Genomic DNA, 21256 nt, shown 5'->3' on the forward strand with positions numbered 1-21256 from the left:
GATTTTATTCGTTAATGCGGTACGACAGAAGACAGTACGACTGTAATCGGAAAGATTAAGAGTTGAATTGCCTTTGCCTGTACCTTATGCGGGAAGGTTCCAAACAAGCAGATGTTTTAGGCAGGTGTCTGGCTTGTAACGTTGGTTACTTACAGTTGCCCGTCAGCCCGTGAATTGCACACGGTTCCCTTTTAAGCAGGCCAAATGGATTCCTGGCCTGCACCCAAACATGCTTATTGCAAGAACTGAAGCGAATGTATCTGGAAAAAACAAAGGCAGTGATCTAACTTTTTCACAGCCTGTGGAAAGTTAAATCGACTTGTTGTCCGGGCCTTTCTGTAACGGGTTTATTGGCGTCTCAGCCTGAAGTGATCGACAAAGGCTGAATTGATTTCCCCATTCATGTTCTGGTTTTCGGGAAGCAAAATCAGTTGTAACAGATTTTGGCCTTTGTTTAACCGAACCCTTAGACTATTGGTATAACCCCAGGATGACCAGTCATTCGTACCCCGCTGCGGAAAAACAAAAATACCCTGGTTAACCTGGTTGACGAGGAGACTGCGGATTGCACATTTATTTTCCGTATTCACCGGCCCGTTACCATTGGCATAACGGATGTCGACATAATACATTCCGGGTGCATCGACCTGAACCGGAACATTGACCAGTGTATTGTTTAAGGGGCTGATTTCAACGTATCCGTTACCGGTATAGCCGGCATTTACAGGCCCAGGTACTTTTAACCGGCCTTCTGCTTCTATGATCCTGAGGCTGGAAGGCTTGATCTCTTCCAGTGGTTCACTTGCAAATGATTCAACACCATGTTCTGAGATTGCAATGACCTGGTAAACTGAAAATCCTGATGAGTCTATCCTGATGCGATGTCCCTTCCCGTGCTGGATAGTTTCTCCATTCCTTATAAGCCGGTAACCAGCGGCCCCTTTAACAGGATCCCAATCGAGGTGATCAGCACCTGCCTTCAACCTTGGGGTAGGCGGAGAAAACAGGGTGTCTGCTTTCAGGATTCCGGATGGTTTGGCAAACCGGTCGTTCATTCTTATCCTGATTACGTGCTGGCCTTCGGCAGAAGCCGGAATAACAGCTGTCCGTGTCTCCTTTCCATCAATCACAAATGACCTGATACTATCTCCGTAACCTTCCAGTTCAATATTCAGGACGGCATTGCGGTACCTGAAATTCGTGAGAGTGCGGATACCGTCGAGCGCTCCGGGTATAAATGGCCGGAAAGTGAGGCCATCCGTTTCGAAATGAATTCCAAAGAGGACTTTATGCACAAGGCTGATATTACCAGCCAGGCTCCATAACATGTTGCTGCTGTTGATCTCTGTGCCTGAATAGTCGCCGTCGGACGCAACAAAATTCTCTTTGTTGGTAAGAAATAAACCCGCAGCCCGATAGATCGCAGAGATGCTTTCCATCACAGCTGTTTCGTTTCCTGCGTTGGCAGCAGCCAATGCCCAGAATGCCTGGACGAATGGCCAGACAGCATCATTATGATAAGGAGGTATTCCGGGAATATTGGGATATATACAGTTTATGCCAAAAGGTGTAAAGGGTGCATTGGCAATAATCACCTGGCTTTTTTCCGGGTCTGCGATTCCCATAAGGATACATAACGCTTCACCCAATGCTTCAAACTTTGGTGAAACAATTTTGTGGGTGCGACCATAGAGGAACTGGCCATACCTTTTCCTTTCTGCAATCCAAAGTTTTTCGTTGACGGCATTCCTGATGCGTTCGGCGTTTGACTGGAATTTTGTTGTTCCTGAGGTGTCGTTAAGTAACCGGGCCATCCGGCTTAAGGAAATATTGGCGCCATAGTGAACCGCATTGGTACCAAGGCATTCGGATTCAAAAATGTCTGCTGGTTGCATCCAGGCGGGGTATGTCTGTTCGCGCCAGTCGAGAAATGACGATTCTCCCCTGACAAGCCCAGTCTCCCGGTCGTAGATGGTCTTCATGTCATCTTCAACCGAATTCCGGCCGATTTCATATGCCTGGCGAAGCCATGATGTATCGCCATTTGCGAGATATAGCTCCCATGCAGCGCAGATCCAAATCGAACGGTCACTTGATACTGGCCAGGCACCGCCGGTGCCGGTGTCCTGGATTATCCTCTTTGCTTCATTTACTTTACGGAGCAGGCTTTTTTTGGCGACTTCCGGCTGTAGGTAGGCCATTGACAATATGATGCTGTAACTGATGTCCCTGGTCCAAACGCCCGCCCATTCCTGGCCCGTCCTGAATGTGCTGTCTGGCTCGATCGCCCGTTGCATTTCTTCAAGTGACAGGTTGTAGATGGCATTGGCAATAAGCTCTGCCGACTGGTACTGCGGGAACGAATCTATCGGTTTTGACAATTTCCAGGTTTTGGTGGCTGCAGAACCGGAATCATGTGGATTGCGGTAGTCGGATCGGATTTCCGTAGCCGAAACAGCGACTGCTTCAAACTTGCCTTGTTTAATCCGGTCGGAGAAAAAAGAGTATTCCCGACTTTTCCAGACAGCGTCCGGCTTCGCACTTTCACATGCCGCTATGGTAATGGCAACACCCATTGCAGTTACTATCCGGGTTATGAGCATATCAGTGAGTTGCTGTATTGAAGATAAAAATTTTTCACCCGTCGGGTGGCACCCGACGGGTGAAAGCTTAAATACCTGAAATTTGAAAGGTTATAACTTTATATAATGAGGCGAATTTTTGTGCTGCTACTTATTTCAATGGCCGCCGGAACAGGGTGCCGTTCGGATAGCGATAATGGTAATATCAGGGTGGAGATCGAAACGGGTGAAGGCGACATCGTGATTGAGCTCTATCCAAAAAAAGCGCCTCAATCAGTAAAGGCCTTTCTGGAAATCGTAGATAAAGGTTATTATAATAACTGTTCATTTTACAGGGTGCTGAACAACGACAACCAGCCATCCAACGCGCCGAAGGCAGAATTGGTGCAGGGCGGCTTATGGAACCGGACGAAAAAACGTCCTGAGCTTCCCAAGGTGGTCCACGAAACCACACAGCAAACGGGTTTGCATCACAAGCGGGGTACTGTATCCCTGGCAAGGGAATCGCCCGGCACGGCAACTTCAGAGTTTTTTATTTGCATGGAAGACCAGCCGGGGCTTGATTTCGGCGGAGAAAACAACCCTGATGGGCAAGGCTATGCTGCATTCGGAAGGGTGATCAAAGGCATGGATGTCGTGAACAAGATCTTTCGGAAGCCGGAGTCTGATCAATATTTTGATCCACCCGTGCCGATTTATTCAATAGAACGTTACTGATCACCAGAATTCAAGTCATATGCAACAGCCCACAGGTTGGAAACAGAAACTGTTCACTATAATTTTTGAGGCCGACACCAAAGCAGGCAGGAGTTTCGATCTTGCGCTCTTATTTTTCATTGTTGTCAGCCTGGTCGTGGTAATGCTTCAAAGTATTCCGTCGGTAAATGCACGGCATGGTGAGTTATTGTATAGTATTGAATGGATAATCACCATCCTGTTCACTATTGAATATATACTGAGGATGGCTGTCGTTAATCGTCCATGGAAATATGTAACCAGCTTTTATGGAATAGTTGATCTGCTGGCGATTCTCCCGACCTGGTTCAGCCTGGTATTCCCCTTTTCACATTTTTTACTGGCCATCAGGGCGTTGCGGCTGATCAGAGTCTTCCGGATTCTTAAACTGAGTCAGTTTGTTCATGAAGGCAATTCCATAGTGCTTGCCATGAAAGCAAGTGCCCGCCGGATCGGGATATTCCTGTCATTTGTATTACTGCTGAGTGTTATTCTTGGCTCACTGGTATATGTAGCCGAAGCAGGTGACAATGAGCGTTTCAGCAGCATACCCCAGAGCATTTACTGGGCAATCGTGACCATTACCACGGTCGGGTATGGTGACATTTCTCCGGTTACTGTCATGGGTAAATTCATCGCATCTTTTGTAATGCTGTTAGGATACGCAATTATCGCCGTTCCCACAGGTATTGTAACAGTTGAGTTGTCGAAGGGCCTGCATAAAGAAGAAGTAAAATCCCAGGCATGCCCGAACTGTGCAGCATATGGTCATGATTTCGATGCCAAATATTGTAAATTCTGCGGGCACCAGCTATAAAAAACTGTCCCGTCGGTGGTGCCGACGGGACAGTAAAAATTCAGATCATTTTTATGCCTTCGCTTTCCAGCTGCTTGTACTTTTTCTTATCAAATACATAGTAGAAGGCACCTTTTTTGGAAGATTCTTTTTCCTTTTCATCGAGTCGCTGCAGGATACCAAGCGAAAGGATCTTTCTTGTAAAATTCCGTTTATCGAAGCTTGTTTCGTAGACCGCTTCGTAGAGACCCTGCAATTGCTGGAGGGTGAATTTATTTGGCAGCAATTCAAAGCCGATCGGATGATTTGCAACCTTTTGCTGTAAACGCTCCTTTGCAAGTCTGACCATTTGCTTATGGTCAAAGATCATTGTCGGGAGTTTTTTGAGATCGAACCACTTTGCATTATGCAGGTCGAGGGTCTCTCCGTTGGATTCTTCGATCTTTATGAGCGCAAAGTAAGCTATAGAAACTACCCTACCGCCCGGATCACGGTCCACATCACCGAAACAGTGTAACTGTTCCATATAAATTTTGTCCATGCCCGTCAACTGCACCAGAATCCGTGCGGCTGCCTGATCAATGCCTTCCTCTTTATTTGCAAATCCTCCCATCAGGGACCATTTGCCCATTTCGGGTTCCAGTCCGCGTTTGACCAGTAATGCTTTCAGCCCCGATCCATCGAACCCGAAAATGATGCAATCAACTGCCAGCAGAATTTTATCATGATGTTTATAATCTATCCTTGCCATAGTGGTGAAAACTGAATTACCAGAATTTTACATACAGAGCCATCAGGATCATAAGAATAATTATGATCTGAATGAGTGTCACAGGTTTCACCCTGAACATGGATGTATCGTTATTGAAAGCTTTCGGATTAATTTTAGGACCTGTAAGACTCATGGCGATCATGATAGCCAATGTAAAGAAGAAGGACAGGCCCATACAGAGCAGGAACGGAATCTCGTATCTGCCATCTTTATTCAAATAAGCGGTATACAGGAAGGTTTCGTTACCGAGCAGGTATGGGGCAGCTTCGTTAAAGAACACAGAGAATGCAAATCCGCACAGGATACCTGCAATTGCTGCAGCACCTGTAGTGCGTTTCCAGAACATACCGAGCATAAATACAGCGAAAACACCGGGACTGATGTAACCGGTATATTTTTGAATGAAAGTGAATCCGCCGGCACTACCGATTCCCAGCAGGTCGTCCCAGGTGAAGATGATTGCAACGATCATGGAGAAAACAACCGCAAGTCTTCCAGTCCATACCATCTTTGCTTCATCTGCATCCTTCTTCATATACTTTTTATAGATATCAAGCGTGAAGATGGTAGAGATGCTGTTTGCCTTCCCGGCAAGAGAGGCCACAATGGCAGCGGTGAGAGCCGCAACTGAAAGTCCTTTCAATCCGGAAGGCAGGAAGCTCAACACTGCTGAGTATGCTCCATCCATTCCGCCTTTAAGCTGTGGAAGGTGGCCATTTTTATACAGAACGTACGCGGCGATGCCCGGAAGCATAACGATTACCGGCATCATTAGTTTCAGCATAGCTGCAAACAGGATTCCTGTACGGGCTGTCTGTAGATCGGCGCCGAGAGCGCGTTGAGTAATGTACTGGTTACATCCCCAATAGTTGAGGTTAACGATCCACTGCCCGGCGATATACATCAGAATTCCCGGAAGTATCAGGTATTTGTCGACTTCTTCCTGTGGTGAAGATGCTGTCGGTTTATCCAGGATCATGTGGAAATGATTCGGTGCATCTTTAAGCAGTACGTTAAATCCGGCGAGAGCGTCGCTTCCCATTCCAAATTTTTCGCTGACGATGCAAAGAGCCATGTATGTAGTGGCGAGTCCACCAATAATCAGTACTGCCACCTGGATTACATCGGTATACCCGATTACTTTCATTCCTCCCAGTGTAATGATCACTGCAGCAAGAGCGAGTACTATCATTATGGTATGAAGGTATTGCCCGCCCAATAATCCGTCGATGGCGATAGCGCCCAGGTAAAGGATTGATGTCAGGTTTACAAACACATACAGAAATAACCAGAATATGGCCATGATCAGGGCGACCGTCTCGTTATACCGCATCTTGAGAAACTGCGGCATGGTATAGATCTTGTTTTTGAGGTAGATCGGGATGAACCATACTGCAATGATTACAAGTGCGAGTGCTGCTATCCATTCGTAGGCGGCAACTGCAATACCAACAAAGAAGCCGTTTCCACTCATGCCGATAAACTGTTCTGCGGAAATGTTGGAAGCTATGAGTGATGCCCCAATTGCCCACCAGGTAAGTGAACCCTCGGCGAGAAAAAAGTCGCGGGTATCCGCTACAGCTTTCTTTTTACGATTGTAAATCCAGAATCCATATGCTCCGACTACTAAGATATATACAAGGAATACGGAAATATCCAGAAGCGTAAGTTGGTTGTTCATGGCAAGCGCGAATGTTAGTTTGGTTTATGAATTAATCTGGTAATATACGTCACTCCAGCGCAATTCATTCCTGAATTGGTAGAGATTTGTTTGTTTTCCAATAAGCACATATTCGATTTGTGCGATATCTGCGAAATCTTCCATATGTTCCGCTGTCAGATTCTGGCTGTAACAAGTATGATGGGCTCCCCCTGCAAGGATCCAGGCTGCACAGCCTGTCTGCATGTCGGGCATTGGTTTCCAAAGGACTCTTGCGACTGGCAATTTTGGAAGGTCGAGTTGGGGCTCAACTGCTTCCACTTCATTCACAAGCAACCTGAACCTGTTGCCCATATCAATGATTGAGGCATTCAGCGCTGCTCCGCCGGCAACGTTAAAGATGAGGCGAACGGGGTCTGCCTTACCACCGATTCCCAACGGGTGAACGGCACAGTCAGGCTTTCCCGCAGCAATCGAGGGGCAGATCTCAAGCATATGCGCACCGAGCACGAGTTGATTTGCCGGATCAAAATGGTAGGTATAATCTTCCATGAAGGAATTGCCTCCCTTAAGTCCTGTTGCCATCACTTTCATGGCGCGCACCAGTGCAGAAGTTTTCCAATCGCCTTCGCCGCCAAAGCCATAACCGTCTGCCATCAGCCGCTGTGCGGCAATTCCCGGAAGCTGCACCATACCGTGCAGGTCTTCGAAAGTATCCGTAAATCCTTTGAACCTGCCCTGTTCCATGAAATACCTCAGGCCAATTTCGATGCGTGCTGCTTCGGCAAGGGAGTTCCGTCTGGATCCGGTCTTTGCCAGGTCGTTGACCAGTTTATACTGATCATCATATTCCGTACATAATTTCTCTACTTCAGCATCGGTTACTTCGTTTATCACTTTTACCAGGTCACCAATGCCATGCGTATTCACAGAGTAGCCAAATTTCATTTCGGCTTCTACTTTGTCTCCTTCGGTTACTGCCACCTGGCGCATGTTGTCGCCAAAACGTACGAATCTTGCTCCCTGCCAGTCGTGCCAGCCTGCTGCTGATCTGGCCCAAACATTAATTCTTTCCTGAACCTGTGGATCTTCCCAGTAGCCAACAACCACTTTCCGGCGAAGACGCATCCTGCTCATGATAAAGCCAAACTCGCGGTCGCCATGCGCACTCTGGTTCAGGTTCATGAAGTCCATGTCTATTTCACCCCAGGGGATATCTCTATTAAACTGTGTGTGGAGGTGAAGTAACGGCTTTCGCAAGATCTTTAGTCCGCCTATCCACATTTTTGCCGGTGAAAAAGTATGCATCCATGCTACTATACCGATACAGTTTGCTGCCTGGTTGGCTTCCTGGCAAAGAGCGTAAATCTCTTCTGGAGTTTTCAGTACAGGCTTATAAATAACCGAAACGGGAATGTGTTGCGACGCGTGTAAGGCACCGGCAATTTTCTGTGAATGTGCTGCCACCTGCTTAAGGGTTTCTTCACCATAAAGAAACTGGCTACCGGTAACAAACCATACTTCAAGACTTTTAAGATCAGCCATATGCTAGTTTTATTTTTTATTATTATTGTCCGTAATAGGAATCTGGTCCATGTTTTCGTTCAAAATGTTTGCGCACCAAAGCTTCTTTCAATCGGGGTGCTGACGGATTGATCTGCTCCGTGTACATGGCCATTTGAGCAACTTGTTCCAGGACAGCGCTGTTATAGACTGCCTTGTCTGCAGTTTTCCCCCAGGTAAATGGCGCGTGGTTACCTACAAGCATCATTTCCACTTCACGGTAATCCAACGAGCGTTCCTTGAAACAATTGATGATCTGGAATCCTGTTTCGTATTCGTAGTTTCCTTTGATCATTTCATCAGGCATGGGTGGTGCGCAGGGAATGTCAACAGTATTGTGATCGGCATGAGTGGTTCCAAAAATTGGAATATCCCGCAGCGCCTGAGCCCAGGCAGTTGCGTAAACAGAATGGGTGTGCACGATTCCACCTAAACTGGTCCAGTGCCGATAAAGTACTGCATGTGTTTTGGTATCGGAAGAAGGCCGCAGTGATCCATCTACTACCTTTCCATCGAAATCCACTATCACCATTGATTCCGGTGTGAGTTTATCATATGGAACGCCGCTGGGCTTGATGGCGAATACACCCCGCGTACGATCTACTGAACTTACGTTTCCAAATGTAAACAGCACAAGTCCGAGCCGGGGAAGCTGCATATTACTTTCATAAGCTTCCTGCCTGATTTGTTCGTATAACATAACAAAGAAAAAGTAGGTTAAGAAATAGTCTGGGTAGTCGCAATATATTCCCCCAGTGATTTGTACCGCCCGTATCGTTTATTGAAATGATCTGCGTTGGATTTTTCCGGATAATAAGTTGCGTCAAAGCCCTGGCCCATTGCATTCATTGCATCCTCCACACGGTCATATATACCTGCCGCCGTTGCGGCGAACATGGCAGCTCCCGCTGCGCAAGTCTGTTCGGACCGGTGAATACGGATAGGCATCTGCATCACGTCAGCCATCATCTGCATAATATATGGTGCTTTCCTGGCCACGCCGCCCAGGCCGATAAGTCCTTTCACCGGAACACCTTGTTGATTGAAGCGTTCCACAATGGCCCTGGCACCGAAACAGGTTGCTTCTATGAGAGCGCGCATAATACGCGGCGCATCCGTTCCCAGGTGTAGTCCTGTCAGCGTACCCTTCAGCAACTGATCCGCATCGGGTGTACGCCTGCCATTCAGCCAGTCAACCGCAAGCTCATCTTTGTCTGACAGGGGAAGAATTTCCGCCTCTGCTATTGTTTCGCGGATAAAACGGTCATTCATTTCCTGGCTGAGCTTCGCTGCCAGCGAAGCATCAATGAGAGACGAGGTATTCAACAGCCTGGTTATTGCACCGGTAGTCAGGTTCCGGAACCACGCGTACGTGTCACCGAAAGCGGATTGCCCCGCTTCCAGTCCCATCATTCCGGGAATAATCGAACCCGGAACCTGTCCGCAAATGCCTTTTACCAGTTTTCCGTCCACTTCATCCAATGGCGCAACCAACATATCGCAGGTTGATGTGCCCATTACTTTACTTAAGTGGTAGGGCTCGATCTGTCCACCGACTGCCCCCATATGTGCATCGAATGCACCTATTCCAACAACCACATCCGTGCTCAGACCCAGTCTTTGCGCCCATTCAGCCGACAAGCGGCCAGCTGCTTTATCAGCAGTATATGTTTCTGTAAAAAGTCGGGATGTAAAGCAATCAAGTATGGGGTCAAGCGATGCAAAGAAGCTATTAGGCGGCAATCCTTCGAATTCCTTCGACCAGAGTGCTTTATGACCTGCCGAACAAACTCCTCTTTTCAGCTGATTAACATCGTTACCCCCGGTGAGCAAAAAGGGAATCCAATCGCATTGTTCCACCCACGAGTAGCAGGCTGCGCGTACCTTTTCATTTGATCGCAGAACGTGCAACAATTTGGCCCAGAACCATTCCGATGAATAAATCCCGCCGACAAAACGCAGGTAATCCAATGGATGGCGGGCGGCATGGGCGTTGATCTCTGCTGCTTCCTTAACCGATGTGTGGTCTTTCCAAAGAACGAACATAGCATCAGGGTCTTGTTCGAACCCGGGCAACAGGGACAATGGGGTGCCGGAACGATCCACTGCGACCGGAGTAGATCCTGTTGTGTCTACTGATATGCCGCGAATGTTTTCGGCAACTGAATTTCCCGCAAGCTTCAGGCAGGTTTTAACTGTCTCCTCAAGACCTTCAATATAGTCGAGCGGGTGCTGTCTGAACCGGCTTAATGACGCGTCACAATATAAGCCATCGCGCCACCGGGGATAATAATAGACAGCAGAAGCAAGTTCATTACCATTGGAAGTATCGACTATTACGGACCGGACCGAATCCGTGCCGTAGTCCACACCAATAACAAAATTTCTGGACATGTTAGCTAATTATGACAAGCAATATGACTGCCAATATACGACATAAATTATTTTAAGTGTAGTTTGTACATTTATTTTTTATGTAAGCCGGTAGATTCATTCGAAAGAGTAAAGAAAATGGCGGCCGAACCGACCGCCATCATCATACCATCTCATAAGTGGATTTCTCTTACTTCGCCACATTTACCTTGTATACGGTTTCCGTATGATATTTCGCGCCAGGCTGTAATATGGTGGAAGGAAATTCCTTTTTGTTTGGAGAGTCAGGATAATGCTGAGTTTCCAGGCACAAAGCAGTCCTGAAATTAGCAGGAGTGCCTGTATGGTTAGTGAATTTGCCGTTAAGGAAATTTCCGGTATAGAACTGCAAACCAGGCTCAGTAGTATACACTTCAAGCGACCTTCCGCTTTTATCGTCAGAAAGTGTGGCTACTTTTCTCAATCCGCCACCTGAATTGTTCAATACCCAGTTATGATCATAACCACCTTCAACCGAATCGATACGGCTGCCAATTGACCGGGGTTCCGTGAAATCGAAAGCTGTTCCTTTCACGTTCCTGATTTCACCGGTGGTTATAAGTCCTTTGTCTACAGGCGTATATCCATCTGCATCAATCTGCAATTTATGATTGAGTATCGTTTCACGAACATCGCCTGTCAGGTTAAAGTAGCTGTGATTGGTAAGATTTACGGGGGTTGCCTTGTCGGTTTCCGCATCATAAACTATTGACAGCTCATCGTTATCCGTGAGGGTGTATTTAACCTTTACCTGCAGGTTACCGGGATATCCTTCCTCACCGTCCCTGCTTAAGTAATTCAGTGTAATTGAAGGAACTGAATCTAATGGCGGTACCACTTCCCAAATAACTTTATCAAATCCCTTAATCCCACCGTGGAGGTGATTTACATCGTTATTGGCTGCCAGTTTATATTCCTTTCCATCAAGATCAAATCTTGCCTTTCCGATACGGTTGCCATACCTGCCGATAATGGCCCCGAAATACGGCGGCGACTGAAGGTAAGGGGACAGGCTGTCAAATCCTACTACAATGCTGGACATGGAATCATTCTTATCGCGGGTAACGAAGGACGTTACAATGCCTCCATAATTTGTGATTTTAACAGTTGTGCCATTTTTGTTAGTGAGGGTATAAAGGCTTACGGGCTGACCGTTTGCGTGCCCCCAGTCGTTACGGGTTATACCAGCTTTCATCTTTTCAGTGTATTCTTTTTTTTCTTCGTTACTGCAGGAAATGGTTGTAGCGGCAAGCACGCCTACTGTAACCATGGCGGTAATTAATTTCGTGGCCATTTAGTTTGGATTGTATTTTCTGAAATGTAATAATACTAGTTCATCTTTAAAACCACCACAGATGCGGGCGGCAACTTAATCGTAACCAGGTCGGAGGTGTTTGTGAATCCATTAAAGGGAACCGGTCTGATCTTATCGGGTTGTTCGAAAGAATTAAAATCCTGGATTTTGGGTGACGACAGGATCCTGCCACTGATTGCTTTATGTTTGATATTGCCGGCAGAGAATCGGACTTCATGGGACCTGGCCGGATCGATATTCACCAAAGAAATATGGGTATTTCCGTTTGTATCCGTTGATGCAGAAATGGAAACAGCTGCCAGGGTATCATTCCCAAGAACATAGTCTGGGGACCTGAAAGTTACCGGAACAAGGGCGGCATCCTGGTGCACATTGTACATTTCCATTACATGGTATGTGGGAGTCAGCAACATCTTTTCCCTGTTGGTGAGAATTACAGCCTGCAATACATTTACAGTTTGTGCAAGATTTGCCATTCGCACCCTGTCCGCATGGTTGTTAAAGATGTTCAGTGTCACACCTGCGATCATCGCGTCCCTGATTGTATTCTGCTGAAATAGAAAACCAGGATTCGTGCCAGGTTCAACATTGTACCAACCACCCCACTCATCAACGATCAAGGCCACTTTTTTAGCTGGATCATATTTATCCATTATTGCAGAATGTTTTGTCACCAGTTCTTCCATTTTCAACGCAGACTTTAGCGAACTCATATATTGTTGTTCCGTAAAGGCGGTGGAACTGCTCTTGTTATTCCAGTCAATTACTGCATAATGGTGAAGAGCAACACCTTCCAGCATATGGTGTGGAATATCGCGCATCAATACTTCGGTCCATTTGAAGTCGCCTGAATTAGCACCGGAAGCAATCCTGAAAAGCTTGGATGAGTTTCCCCAATCACTCATGAAGGTTGCATATTTCCGGTATTCATTGGCATAATATTCAGCGGTCATATTACCACCACAGCCCCAGGCTTCATTTCCCACGCCCCAGAACTGTACATTCCAGGGATTTTCACGACCATTGTCCTTTCTCATCTTACTCATAGGGCTGGCTCCGCCGAAGTTGACATATTGTACCCATTCTGTAAGTTCCTGTACAGTGCCACTCCCCACGTTTCCAGCCAGGTAAGGCGCCGCACCGATCTTTTCACACATATTGAGAAAATCGTGTGTCCCGAAACTATTGTCCTCGGTTACTCCCCCCCACCATGTATTGACGATTGATGGCCTTTTTGCTTTTGCACCAACCCCATCTTTCCAATGATAGGTATCTGCAAAGCATCCTCCGGGCCACCGCAATACAGGAACCTTTAATTTTTTCAGTGCATCAATGATATCGTTTCTTACTCCCGCACTGTTCGGAATACGGCTGCTGTCGCCCACAAAAAAGCCACCATAAATACATGCACCAAGGTGTTCGGCAAAATGACCATAAATGTTGCGGTTGATCACCGGTTTGCCAGCCTGAGAATCTATTGTGACCTGGATTGACTGGCTTTTTAGTTGCAGGCAGGAAATAATCGCAACCAGAGGTAACATCGCGTAACGCGACAGAACGGCGTGCAATCTCATACGTTAGACAATTAAAGTTGAGCATCTAATTTAAATGTAATTATCACATTTATTAAATTAATTTAATAAATGCCGTCTTTTATGTTCTGCTGGGGGAAATAATTAGATTGCATACATTACAGTTCATGCGGAGCTTTTTAATGAAGGAAATATTTGTCCTGCAGCGATTTCCAGGAAAAGGCAGCTGGACGTATGCACTGTTGCCGGCTTTAAAGAGTGACAGCAACCTGAAAGTTATGCTTTCGTCCGTGATTGTGGTGATCGACACGATTGAGCTGCCGCCAGGCAAACTCATGAAAATAAAAGATGGCCGATTATTCCTACCGGTGAACGCGGGGCTTAGAAAAACGATTGGTAAGGAGGCAGGTGACGAGGTGGTAATAGAATTGTTTATTGACGGCCAGGGAACAGACGCAGTGTCTACATTAATGGAATGCCTCGCTGATGAACCAAATGCACTGACAAATTTTAAGGCACTTCATCCGGATCTTCAAAAAAGGCTGATTGAATGGATCAGCGAATCCAAATCGGAAAAAGTGATTGTTGAACGCATAGCCAAATCGGTGACGACGCTTTCTTCAGGAGGATTCCCTTTCAAGCCATGAATGCATTGCTTAACTTTACCGGATGGCTGCTCCAATACGTCTGTCACAATTAAGCCTGCTGATACAGGACACGTTACAGAACAAATTTGCCTTTCAGCGATTTCTCGTGATTGCGGAAGTCGCCAACCACAGCTATTACACACAAAAAGGCTTCCACTACTTCGACCTGGTGGAGAAAGACACGGGAAGTGGCCGGTCCCTGTTAGCCCGTATTCCGGCGGTTGCATGGAGTGCCGGAGCTCAATCCATCCGGGCTTTTGAACAGGCAACGGGTCAGCGATTCGGAAATGATATCAGGGTGCTGGTAGAAGTAACCGTTGATTTTCATCCCGTTTACGGGCTCAAACTAACGCTTACTGCTATTGATGCAAGTTTCACCCTTGGCGCGATAGAACTGGCCAGACAGGCCACGATAGAACGATTATTGACTGAAGGGGAGTCGTGGGTTTGGAAACTTGGCGACCAGCTGCATAGCTTCAATAAGGATCGGCGTCTTCCGGCGGCTATTCGCCGGATCGCGGTGGTAAGTTCTGCAAATGCGGCAGGACTTGAGGATTTTATCCACAGCCTGGAAAATAATGTCTTCGGCTATAAATTTTCAGTAACTCCTTATTTCACACAGGTACAGGGAGAAGCCAATTCTGCTGCCTTTGTTCAAACGCTTGAACAAATCAGACGGGAGGCAGCGGCTGGTGAGGGTTATGACCTGGTAGCAGTAATCCGTGGAGGCGGCGCGGGAACAGACTTACTGTTGTTTGACGTATATGAACTCGCCCTTTCTGTAGCGTCATTCCCAATTCCCGTAATTACCGGCATCGGGCACCAGAAGAATGAAACGATAGCCGACATGGTGGCACACACTGCATTGAAGACACCCACGAAAGCTGCCGAGCTCATTGTTCAGCACAACCGTAGTTTTGAAGAAAAACTAGTTAGCCTGCGCCATAACCTTGTCATGTATGCGCAACAGATTCTTGCAAATTCCAACCGCGACCTGCACGGTTTAAGATCCGGGGTTTTACAGCAGTCGGCTAACCTGGTCTATCGTCACAGGCAAACGCTGGAACATTATAAACGATTTATCCTTGCATATCCGCCGGTGATGCTGGCGAACAGGAAAGTGCAAACAGGCCACCTGCAAAACCAGCTAATACTGACAACAAAGAATCTCGTCAGGCATCGAAGCACCGAACTCGCCGGTATGGAGAGACTGGTGCGTCTTGCCTCACCGGAGTCTGCCCTTCAGCGGGGTTTCGCTCTTGTTAAATACAATGGGAAACTGGTCCGGGGTCCTGAAGAAATCGATGTCGCCGACGAGATCACAGTTATTATGTCAAGAACTTATTTATCTGCTACTGTAAATGAAAAAAAAGACTATGATGGAAGCCCCATTGACATATGAGTCTGCATATGCCGAATTGCAGGAGATTGCCCTAGCGATCGAAAACGAAACTATTTCGGTTGATCAGTTGGCAGAAAAACTCAAGCGTGCAGCACAGCTTATCGAATTTTGCCAGTCCCGGTTACGAAGTACTGAGCAGGAAGTGAATAAAATAATCAGTCAGCTCGAATGACCTGCCTCCGTAAGCCTGAATACAGGATCCATCAGTAGCCATTTCTGACCAGGCTGTGCCCAGGGAAGTGGTTTCTGGAATTGTGACATCAGGGCTTCCCACTTTTGCACGATTGCATTGGAAGCATCTGCCTGCGCCTTATCAGAAAAAGAAAATTCAGGTGTCGTTTCCATGACCATAACCAGGCGATTTCCTGTACGATATATTTCCATTTCAGTTATTCCTGACGACCGGATACTTTCCAATATTTCTGGCCATACCTGCTTATGGTGATCTTCATAGGCAGCGATAGACGCCGGGTCGTCAACGAGGTCAAGTGCAAGACAATAACGTGGCATAAAGAATTCAGTTTAGCAAAAATCTACAACATACAAAAATTCATGAAATAACTGGGAAGAAAGAAATTGCTCTAACTTCAACAGTATGGAAAGAAGTGAATTTCTCGGTGCATCAATGGCCGGACTCGGTTCACTAATATTACCCGTGTCCCACCTGTCATCATTGACAGCCAAACATTCCCTGCGCTTTCACTTCGTAACAGATATGCATCTCCCTGAAACTCCGCCTGCAGAAGTATATAGAAGATTTATAAAGAAGCTGAAGGGAAACCGTGTTGACTTTATTCTAAACGGTGGTGACAGCATTTATGATGCCTTAAAAGCAACGCCCGAATCCGTAGATGGACAATGGAAGAGTTACGCGTCTTTTCTGAACGAAATTTCATTACCTGTTCATGGCTGTTTAGGTAATCACGATATAGAAAAATGGGAGCTCACCGGCTATACCGGAAGTAACCCGACAGAGGAGAAAAACCGGGCGGTAAAAGAAATGGGAATGCCTCATCGGTACTACCGTTTCAAGCGTGAAAACTGGCATTTCATTATTCTTGACTCATCCACCTACGTGAAAGGGGGATATGAAGCACGACTGGATGACGAGCAGTTTTCCTGGCTGAGGAATGAGCTGTCTAAGATTCCTTCAAACGAACATGTACTTATACTTTCTCATATCCCTCTTTTCAGTGCCTGTTACAGGCATTACCTGAAAGATGATCCCAAGGGAATATTTCCAAAAATTGAGTCGAGGTTACTACACCAGGATGGCTATGCAATCACTGAACTGCTTTCCCGGTACGCGAATATTCGCCTCTGCCTGTCGGGTCATCTGCACATGCAGGAAAAGATCGAATACAAGGGTTTGCCTTATTATTGCCTTGGTGCTGTTTGCGGCAACATGTGGAAAGGCGAGTTTAATGGATTCGTCCCCGCATTCTTCACTATTGAACTCGGAGGAAATGGGGCAGTAAAATTATCCCGTACAGATTACTGATATATTCACTTAACATTATAAACGAATGCCATGAAAAATTCCATGTTATTTTTCCTGTTGATCTTATTTACCTATTCAGCTACAGCGCAGGGTCCTGTAGCCAAAACAAAATTTCATTTCGATAACCCGCTTAAACAAGACACCAGTGCCGGCTATGCCCAGGCTGTACTTGTTGACAACATTCTTTATGTTTCAGGAACTGTTGCGCGTGATGTGACACCAGAAGGTATTACCAGGCTTTACAGTACGATTGAAAAAACGCTGGCATATTATGGTGCAGGCTTTCAACATGTTGTTAAAGAAAACCTGTACACCACAGACATTGAAGCCATGAAAAAGCATAACGCCGCACGAAAAGTATTTTACAAAGGCGACTTTCCAGCCGCAACCTGGGTGCAGATTTCACGCCTTTTTATGGCAGATGCCAAACTGGAAGTAGAGGTAGTTGCGCATTTACCGCGGAAATAGTACTGAACAAAATATTGTTTTGTTAAAGAAAGCTGAACAAATTCTAAAAAAACTGCCGGCTGGCACGGAAAGGCATAGTTATTGAAAAAGTAAGGATGTATTTGATTTTATTCACTAAAACGCATGACTATGAAAAGGCAGCAAAGAATTGAGGCATTGAGCTTTGAGCTGAATATTGAAGGTAAACCATTGGAGGTAACCGCAAAACCATATATGGCAGCCAATCAGCAGCCACGTTTTCGTGTAAGCTATAACGGTAGTCCGGTACACATTTTCGGATATAATGAAGACCTGAAAAAGGTAATCGTAATGGACAGTGCAAGCGCTGACATTCACCCGAAAATTGAAAACGCAATTGGTCAGGCTCTGACTCACAAATTAGCAGCATAAGACGGTTGTGTATTAATAAAAGCCACCTCATGAGAGGTGGCTTTTATATTTAATTTAATGCTTCCGGTCGTTAATTTTGTCCTATGCTGAAACCGGCCAAACCATCAGATTTTTCCTTTTTCTATGGGTTATATATGCACCCAGAAATCAACCCTTACCTGCTTTATGAGCAGATGAGTGAAGAATCATTCATTCCAATCTTCGAAGACCTGTTGCATCAGAAGGTATTGTTCGTCTATTATTCGGACGAACAGCCAGCAGGCATGTGCAAGCTGGTTCCTCAAAAGCACCGTAATGCCCATTCCTTTTACCTTGGCGGAGTGGCCATCCATCCCCAATTTTCAGGCAAGGGCCACGGATTGCAGATGATGAAGGAAATCCTGGAATATGCAAAACAACAGAATTGCCGGCGTATTGAATTATCAACAGCAGCGGTAAATGAAAAGGCACTCAGATTATACGAGCGGGCAGGCTTTGAACGCGAGGGCTTGTTGCGCAATTACACCTGGTTCCGCCCAGAGAATCGTTATATTGATGAAATACTTATGAGCTGGCTTGACAAAGAATATTTTGACAAATTATGAGAACAGGTATTTCAGATCATCTTCATTCAGCTGCTTCAGGAAACCTTCATCTTCTGTAACAAGTGCGTCAGAAAGCTGACGTTTCTTCTGTTGCAGTTCAACTATTTTTTCTTCTATACTATCCTTGCAGATCATTTGATAAGCAAAAACATTTTTGGTTTGTCCAATCCGGTAAGCCCTGTCAATTGCCTGTTGCTGTACCGCTGTATTCCACCATGGGTCGACAAGAAAAACATAGTCAGCCGCGGTCAAAGTTAGACCGGTATTGCCGGCTTTCAGGCTGATGAGGAAGATATTCACATCATTTGCCGGGTCCTGGAATTGTTCCACCAGTTCGCTTCTTTTTGCCGGCGGAGTTTCCCCGTCAAAATGGTAATATTTCAATCCTGCCCTCGAACACGCATCACCAATCATCTTCAGCATTCCCTTGAACTGCGAGAATACAAGGACTTTGTTCTTCCTGAGGTTGTGCTGCAGCTCATCAACCAGTACTTCTGCTTTTACAGAAGGAGTATTGCGTAAGCTACCTTCGTTCAGCAGTGCAGGGGCGGCACAGATCTGGCGAAGGCGCTGCATTCCCTGCAATATGGAAAGCTTGCTTTTATTCAAACCCTCATTTTTAATATGCAGAAAAAGGCTATCCCGGATCTGCGATTTCGTCTCTTCATACAATTCCTTCTGTTCTGGACCCATTTCACACCACAACACCATCTCCGTTTTCGGTGGAAGATCAGTAGCAACCTGTTGTTTGGTCCTTCGCAGGATAAACGGAGCAGTCAGCTTTCGGAGTGCATTGATCTTTTCTTCGTTCTGCTCACGATCGATCGGATGTGCGTACTCCTTCCTGAAAAATTCAGCGCTGCCAAACATGCCCGGTACCAGGAACTGCAATTGTGAATACAGGTCAAAAGTATTATTCATGACAGGAGTGCCACTAAGTGCCACGCGTGCCTTTGCTTTAAGATGATAGACTGCCCGGGTTATCTGTGCAGACGGATTTTTTATGGTGTGGCTTTCATCGAGGATCGCAGCTTCCCATTGGACTGCCCCAAGCTTGTCAAGGTCCGAACGTAAGGTGCCGTAGCTGGTGATCAGCACATCAGCACCGGAACTATAGAATGATTCCATGCTGCGGGTATTGCTGTGATAAACAAAAGGAATGAGACCTTCGGTAAATTTTTCCAGTTCACGTCTCCAGTTATGCAAAAGGCTTGCAGGACAAACGATAATAAACTTAGCACCACCGGATTTATTGACTGTTGAATCCTTAAGCCATGAAAGGAAACAGATTGTCTGAAGGGTTTTACCAAGTCCCATATCGTCGGCGAGGCAGGCGCCAGCGTCAATTTCCGACAACAGGCACATCCATTCAAATCCCTTCTGCTGGTAAGGCCGCAGGGCTGCCTTTACCGTTGCAGGCACCCGATACACTACTTCACCATCCTGGCTCCATTGCATCCAGCGCAACCACCATTCCGGTGGAATAACTGTTCCTTCGGACCTGCCCGAAGTGTCATTGTTTCCTTCGCCCAAAGCGAGCCAGATCCATTGCGGAACCGTTATTTCGTTTTTGCTGATTCGTCCATGTTTGATGAGAGTACTGTATTTCATCAGCCATTCATCATTCAGCACCGCAATCGAATGATCTTTCAGTAATAAGCTTTTTTGCGATGCGAGGAGCAACTTTTGCAATTCAATCAGCGAGATCTCTTCCGTGCCGAAAGTTACTTTTAACTCCAGGTGAATTTCGCTTCCCGCTGTTTTAACTATGCGCATCGAGGTTTCAGCCTGGAATTGTGAGTACCTGAATTGCTGGAGAAACTCCATTCCAAGTAATTCAACATTTTCATCCAGAAGCTTGTGATACGTTTTCAGGAACCAGTGCTTTTTTTTTGCTTCAGCAAAAGGAAGATTAAAAATACCGTTCAGTTGCCGTGAAAAATTCGGGTGCATCGATTGCAGGTAATCATGAAAAGCCTTTTCCTTTTCTGCATTCCTATGAACTACATATATCTCACCGTTGCGATTAAATTCTTCGGTATGCTGCCATTTGCCTTCTACCCAGAATCCATCATAGTTCCACCTGGGCGTGAGCATGAGAAAACTACCGCTGATCTCACTCAGGTAAACTGCGTTTTCCGGCTCAACTTTAATGGATTGCTTGTCGCCAATATTATCCATCTCAACCTGGTAGTCTGCAATGAGCCTGTTAAGAATATGTTCTGAAAATCCTGCAGCATCACCAGCGTAGGCGGAAGGATCATTCGCTGCAAGCCATTGCAATGTCTGGTAGTCCTGGTAAGCTAACAGGAAATAATCCTTGTCCTGCTGCAGAAAAAAATATTCGCGTTTAAAATGCTCGAGCGGCGAGGTGATGTTATCAATTGTGACCAGTGACTGGAGATGAAGGTAGCCATCATCCGATCTGCTAACGCGGAATGAAATAATTGGTTGCTTTTTATGCAGGGTACAACCGGCGGTTAGGTGGTTACCTGTGGCAGGATTCACGGCCTGGTGATACCACCTTGTATCCAATTCGATAGACTGCAACTGGATAAACAATTGGTGAACCTGCCGGAGAAATGACCTTTCAATATAGGCATTGAGAGAGGTGCCTGCTTTTTGACGGGCATGTGTTTTAGTCAGCTGGTTGATGAGCTGCGTGAGCGATTCGTCGCCTAGTTGGATCAAGACCTGTTTCTGGTCTGGTGTAAGGTATGCGAAAGATGAATCAATTACTTCTGCTGAAAGCTGATCCTTTGCATAATCGATACCCCGTTCGGTGCGGACAACAAACAACACTTCAATGGGTGACCACCTGTTCTTCAGCCTGGAAGGCTTTAAGAACAGGCCTGTTTTAGTTTCGGTTTTTGCTATTGGATTTTTCATTATATCAG

Annotated in this window: 19 protein-coding genes and 1 riboswitch; of the genes, 9 read left to right on the forward strand and 10 right to left on the reverse strand. The window is 46.2% G+C overall.

Going from position 1 to position 21256, the window contains the following annotated elements; all coding sequences use genetic code 11:
- Positions 1 to 102: 102 nt before the first annotated feature.
- Positions 103 to 242: riboswitch (cobalamin riboswitch) on the reverse strand.
- A gap of 105 nt (positions 243 to 347) precedes the next feature.
- Entirely contained in the window at positions 348 to 2603 is a 2256-nt protein-coding gene (locus tag OI18_RS00580; protein ID WP_052272738.1) for an alpha-L-rhamnosidase-related protein, read from the reverse strand.
- A gap of 105 nt (positions 2604 to 2708) precedes the next feature.
- On the opposite strand from OI18_RS00580, the gene OI18_RS00585 reads away from it, so the two are divergent.
- Both OI18_RS00585 and OI18_RS00590 read left to right on the forward strand, forming a co-directional pair.
- Entirely contained in the window at positions 2709 to 3299 is a 591-nt protein-coding gene (locus OI18_RS00585) for a peptidylprolyl isomerase (protein WP_039136108.1), read from the forward strand.
- Between the two features lie 19 nt (positions 3300 to 3318).
- The gene (locus OI18_RS00590) at positions 3319 to 4134 is read left to right on the forward strand and encodes an ion transporter (RefSeq protein WP_039136110.1); all 816 of its coding nucleotides are present in this window, start codon (positions 3319 to 3321) and stop codon (positions 4132 to 4134) included.
- Positions 4135 to 4174: 40 nt separating this feature from the next.
- Here OI18_RS00590 and OI18_RS00595 read toward each other — a convergent pair whose 3' ends face one another.
- From OI18_RS00595 to OI18_RS00625, 7 genes are all read right to left on the reverse strand, one after another.
- Positions 4175 to 4864, reverse strand: coding sequence for an NUDIX hydrolase (locus OI18_RS00595; RefSeq protein WP_039136113.1), 690 nt, complete (start codon positions 4862 to 4864; stop codon positions 4175 to 4177).
- Between the two features lie 16 nt (positions 4865 to 4880).
- Complete coding sequence (locus OI18_RS00600) at positions 4881 to 6566, reverse strand: sodium:solute symporter family transporter (RefSeq protein WP_039136114.1); 1686 nt, start codon at positions 6564 to 6566, stop codon at positions 4881 to 4883.
- 24 nt (positions 6567 to 6590) lie between these two features.
- Positions 6591 to 8090, reverse strand: a complete 1500-nt coding sequence (gene araA, locus OI18_RS00605) for an L-arabinose isomerase (RefSeq protein WP_039136115.1) — start codon at positions 8088 to 8090, stop codon at positions 6591 to 6593.
- Between the two features lie 22 nt (positions 8091 to 8112).
- Positions 8113 to 8808, reverse strand: a complete 696-nt coding sequence (locus OI18_RS00610) for an L-ribulose-5-phosphate 4-epimerase (RefSeq protein ID WP_039136116.1) — start codon at positions 8806 to 8808, stop codon at positions 8113 to 8115.
- Between the two features lie 17 nt (positions 8809 to 8825).
- Complete coding sequence (locus tag OI18_RS00615; protein WP_039136118.1) at positions 8826 to 10502, reverse strand: ribulokinase; 1677 nt, start codon at positions 10500 to 10502, stop codon at positions 8826 to 8828.
- Between the two features lie 169 nt (positions 10503 to 10671).
- Positions 10672 to 11814 carry an aldose epimerase family protein gene (locus OI18_RS00620; RefSeq protein ID WP_039136120.1) on the reverse strand — a complete coding sequence of 381 codons (1143 nt, stop codon included), beginning with the start codon at positions 11812 to 11814 and terminating at the stop codon, positions 10672 to 10674.
- A 35-nt stretch (positions 11815 to 11849) separates the two neighbouring features.
- Positions 11850 to 13409, reverse strand: coding sequence for an alpha-N-arabinofuranosidase (locus tag OI18_RS00625; protein WP_052272739.1), 1560 nt, complete (start codon positions 13407 to 13409; stop codon positions 11850 to 11852).
- Positions 13410 to 13534: 125 nt separating this feature from the next.
- On the opposite strand from OI18_RS00625, the gene OI18_RS00630 reads away from it, so the two are divergent.
- Genes OI18_RS00630 through xseB form a run of 3 tightly spaced genes read left to right on the forward strand, consistent with a single transcriptional unit; the run spans position 13535 to position 15588 of the window.
- Complete coding sequence (locus tag OI18_RS00630) at positions 13535 to 14014, forward strand: YdeI/OmpD-associated family protein (RefSeq protein WP_082037802.1); 480 nt, start codon at positions 13535 to 13537, stop codon at positions 14012 to 14014.
- Positions 14015 to 14036: 22 nt separating this feature from the next.
- On the forward strand, positions 14037 to 15416 hold the full coding sequence (gene xseA / locus OI18_RS00635; RefSeq protein ID WP_039136126.1) for an exodeoxyribonuclease VII large subunit: 1380 nt from the start codon (positions 14037 to 14039) through the stop codon (positions 15414 to 15416).
- Positions 15376 to 15588: an exodeoxyribonuclease VII small subunit gene (xseB, locus tag OI18_RS00640; RefSeq protein ID WP_240312687.1), complete on the forward strand. Its 213-nt coding sequence runs from the start codon at positions 15376 to 15378 to the stop codon at positions 15586 to 15588. The genes xseA and xseB overlap by 41 nt, the downstream gene beginning before the upstream one ends.
- Here the strand turns inward: xseB and OI18_RS00645 are convergent.
- Positions 15576 to 15926, reverse strand: coding sequence for an L-rhamnose mutarotase (locus tag OI18_RS00645; RefSeq protein ID WP_039136130.1), 351 nt, complete (start codon positions 15924 to 15926; stop codon positions 15576 to 15578). The two genes, xseB and OI18_RS00645, sit on opposite strands and share 13 nt — an antisense overlap.
- 85 nt (positions 15927 to 16011) lie before the next feature.
- On the opposite strand from OI18_RS00645, the gene OI18_RS00650 reads away from it, so the two are divergent.
- The 4 genes from OI18_RS00650 (at position 16012) to OI18_RS00665 (ending at position 18359) form a co-directional block, all read left to right on the forward strand.
- Positions 16012 to 16917 (forward strand): metallophosphoesterase family protein, encoded by a 906-nt coding sequence (locus OI18_RS00650; protein WP_039136132.1) that lies wholly within the window; start codon positions 16012 to 16014, stop codon positions 16915 to 16917.
- 30 nt (positions 16918 to 16947) lie between these two features.
- On the forward strand, positions 16948 to 17385 hold the full coding sequence (locus OI18_RS00655; RefSeq protein WP_039136134.1) for a RidA family protein: 438 nt from the start codon (positions 16948 to 16950) through the stop codon (positions 17383 to 17385).
- Between the two features lie 129 nt (positions 17386 to 17514).
- On the forward strand, positions 17515 to 17775 hold the full coding sequence (locus tag OI18_RS00660) for a hypothetical protein (protein WP_039136136.1): 261 nt from the start codon (positions 17515 to 17517) through the stop codon (positions 17773 to 17775).
- 83 nt (positions 17776 to 17858) lie between these two features.
- A complete protein-coding gene (locus OI18_RS00665; protein ID WP_039136139.1) occupies positions 17859 to 18359 on the forward strand; it encodes a GNAT family N-acetyltransferase in 501 nt (166 codons plus the stop codon).
- Here OI18_RS00665 and OI18_RS00670 read toward each other — a convergent pair.
- On the reverse strand, positions 18354 to 21248 hold the full coding sequence (locus tag OI18_RS00670; protein ID WP_039136142.1) for a DEAD/DEAH box helicase: 2895 nt from the start codon (positions 21246 to 21248) through the stop codon (positions 18354 to 18356). The genes OI18_RS00665 and OI18_RS00670 overlap by 6 nt on opposite strands.
- Positions 21249 to 21256 lie beyond the last annotated feature (8 nt).

The sequence above is a fragment of the Flavihumibacter solisilvae genome (assembly GCF_000814475.1).
GTDB lineage: Bacteria > Bacteroidota > Bacteroidia > Chitinophagales > Chitinophagaceae > Flavihumibacter > Flavihumibacter solisilvae.

Coding starts and splice junctions, on each gene's coding strand:
- OI18_RS00580 (WP_052272738.1), bottom strand. CDS start 2,603: ATGCTCATAACCCGGATAGTAACTGCAATGGGTGTTGCCATTACCATA.
- OI18_RS00630 (WP_082037802.1), top strand. CDS start 13,535: ATGCGGAGCTTTTTAATGAAGGAAATATTTGTCCTGCAGCGATTTCCA.
- OI18_RS00615 (WP_039136118.1), bottom strand. CDS start 10,502: ATGTCCAGAAATTTTGTTATTGGTGTGGACTACGGCACGGATTCGGTC.
- OI18_RS00610 (WP_039136116.1), bottom strand. CDS start 8,808: ATGTTATACGAACAAATCAGGCAGGAAGCTTATGAAAGTAATATGCAG.
- OI18_RS00645 (WP_039136130.1), bottom strand. CDS start 15,926: ATGCCACGTTATTGTCTTGCACTTGACCTCGTTGACGACCCGGCGTCT.
- OI18_RS00620 (WP_039136120.1), bottom strand. CDS start 11,814: ATGGCCACGAAATTAATTACCGCCATGGTTACAGTAGGCGTGCTTGCC.
- OI18_RS00665 (WP_039136139.1), top strand. CDS start 17,859: ATGCTGAAACCGGCCAAACCATCAGATTTTTCCTTTTTCTATGGGTTA.
- OI18_RS00670 (WP_039136142.1), bottom strand. CDS start 21,248: ATGAAAAATCCAATAGCAAAAACCGAAACTAAAACAGGCCTGTTCTTA.
- OI18_RS00590 (WP_039136110.1), top strand. CDS start 3,319: ATGCAACAGCCCACAGGTTGGAAACAGAAACTGTTCACTATAATTTTT.
- OI18_RS00625 (WP_052272739.1), bottom strand. CDS start 13,409: ATGAGATTGCACGCCGTTCTGTCGCGTTACGCGATGTTACCTCTGGTT.
- araA (WP_039136115.1), bottom strand. CDS start 8,090: ATGGCTGATCTTAAAAGTCTTGAAGTATGGTTTGTTACCGGTAGCCAG.
- xseB (WP_240312687.1), top strand. CDS start 15,376: ATGAAAAAAAAGACTATGATGGAAGCCCCATTGACATATGAGTCTGCA.
- OI18_RS00655 (WP_039136134.1), top strand. CDS start 16,948: ATGAAAAATTCCATGTTATTTTTCCTGTTGATCTTATTTACCTATTCA.
- OI18_RS00585 (WP_039136108.1), top strand. CDS start 2,709: ATGAGGCGAATTTTTGTGCTGCTACTTATTTCAATGGCCGCCGGAACA.
- xseA (WP_039136126.1), top strand. CDS start 14,037: ATGGCTGCTCCAATACGTCTGTCACAATTAAGCCTGCTGATACAGGAC.
- OI18_RS00660 (WP_039136136.1), top strand. CDS start 17,515: ATGAAAAGGCAGCAAAGAATTGAGGCATTGAGCTTTGAGCTGAATATT.
- OI18_RS00650 (WP_039136132.1), top strand. CDS start 16,012: ATGGAAAGAAGTGAATTTCTCGGTGCATCAATGGCCGGACTCGGTTCA.
- OI18_RS00600 (WP_039136114.1), bottom strand. CDS start 6,566: ATGAACAACCAACTTACGCTTCTGGATATTTCCGTATTCCTTGTATAT.
- OI18_RS00595 (WP_039136113.1), bottom strand. CDS start 4,864: ATGGCAAGGATAGATTATAAACATCATGATAAAATTCTGCTGGCAGTT.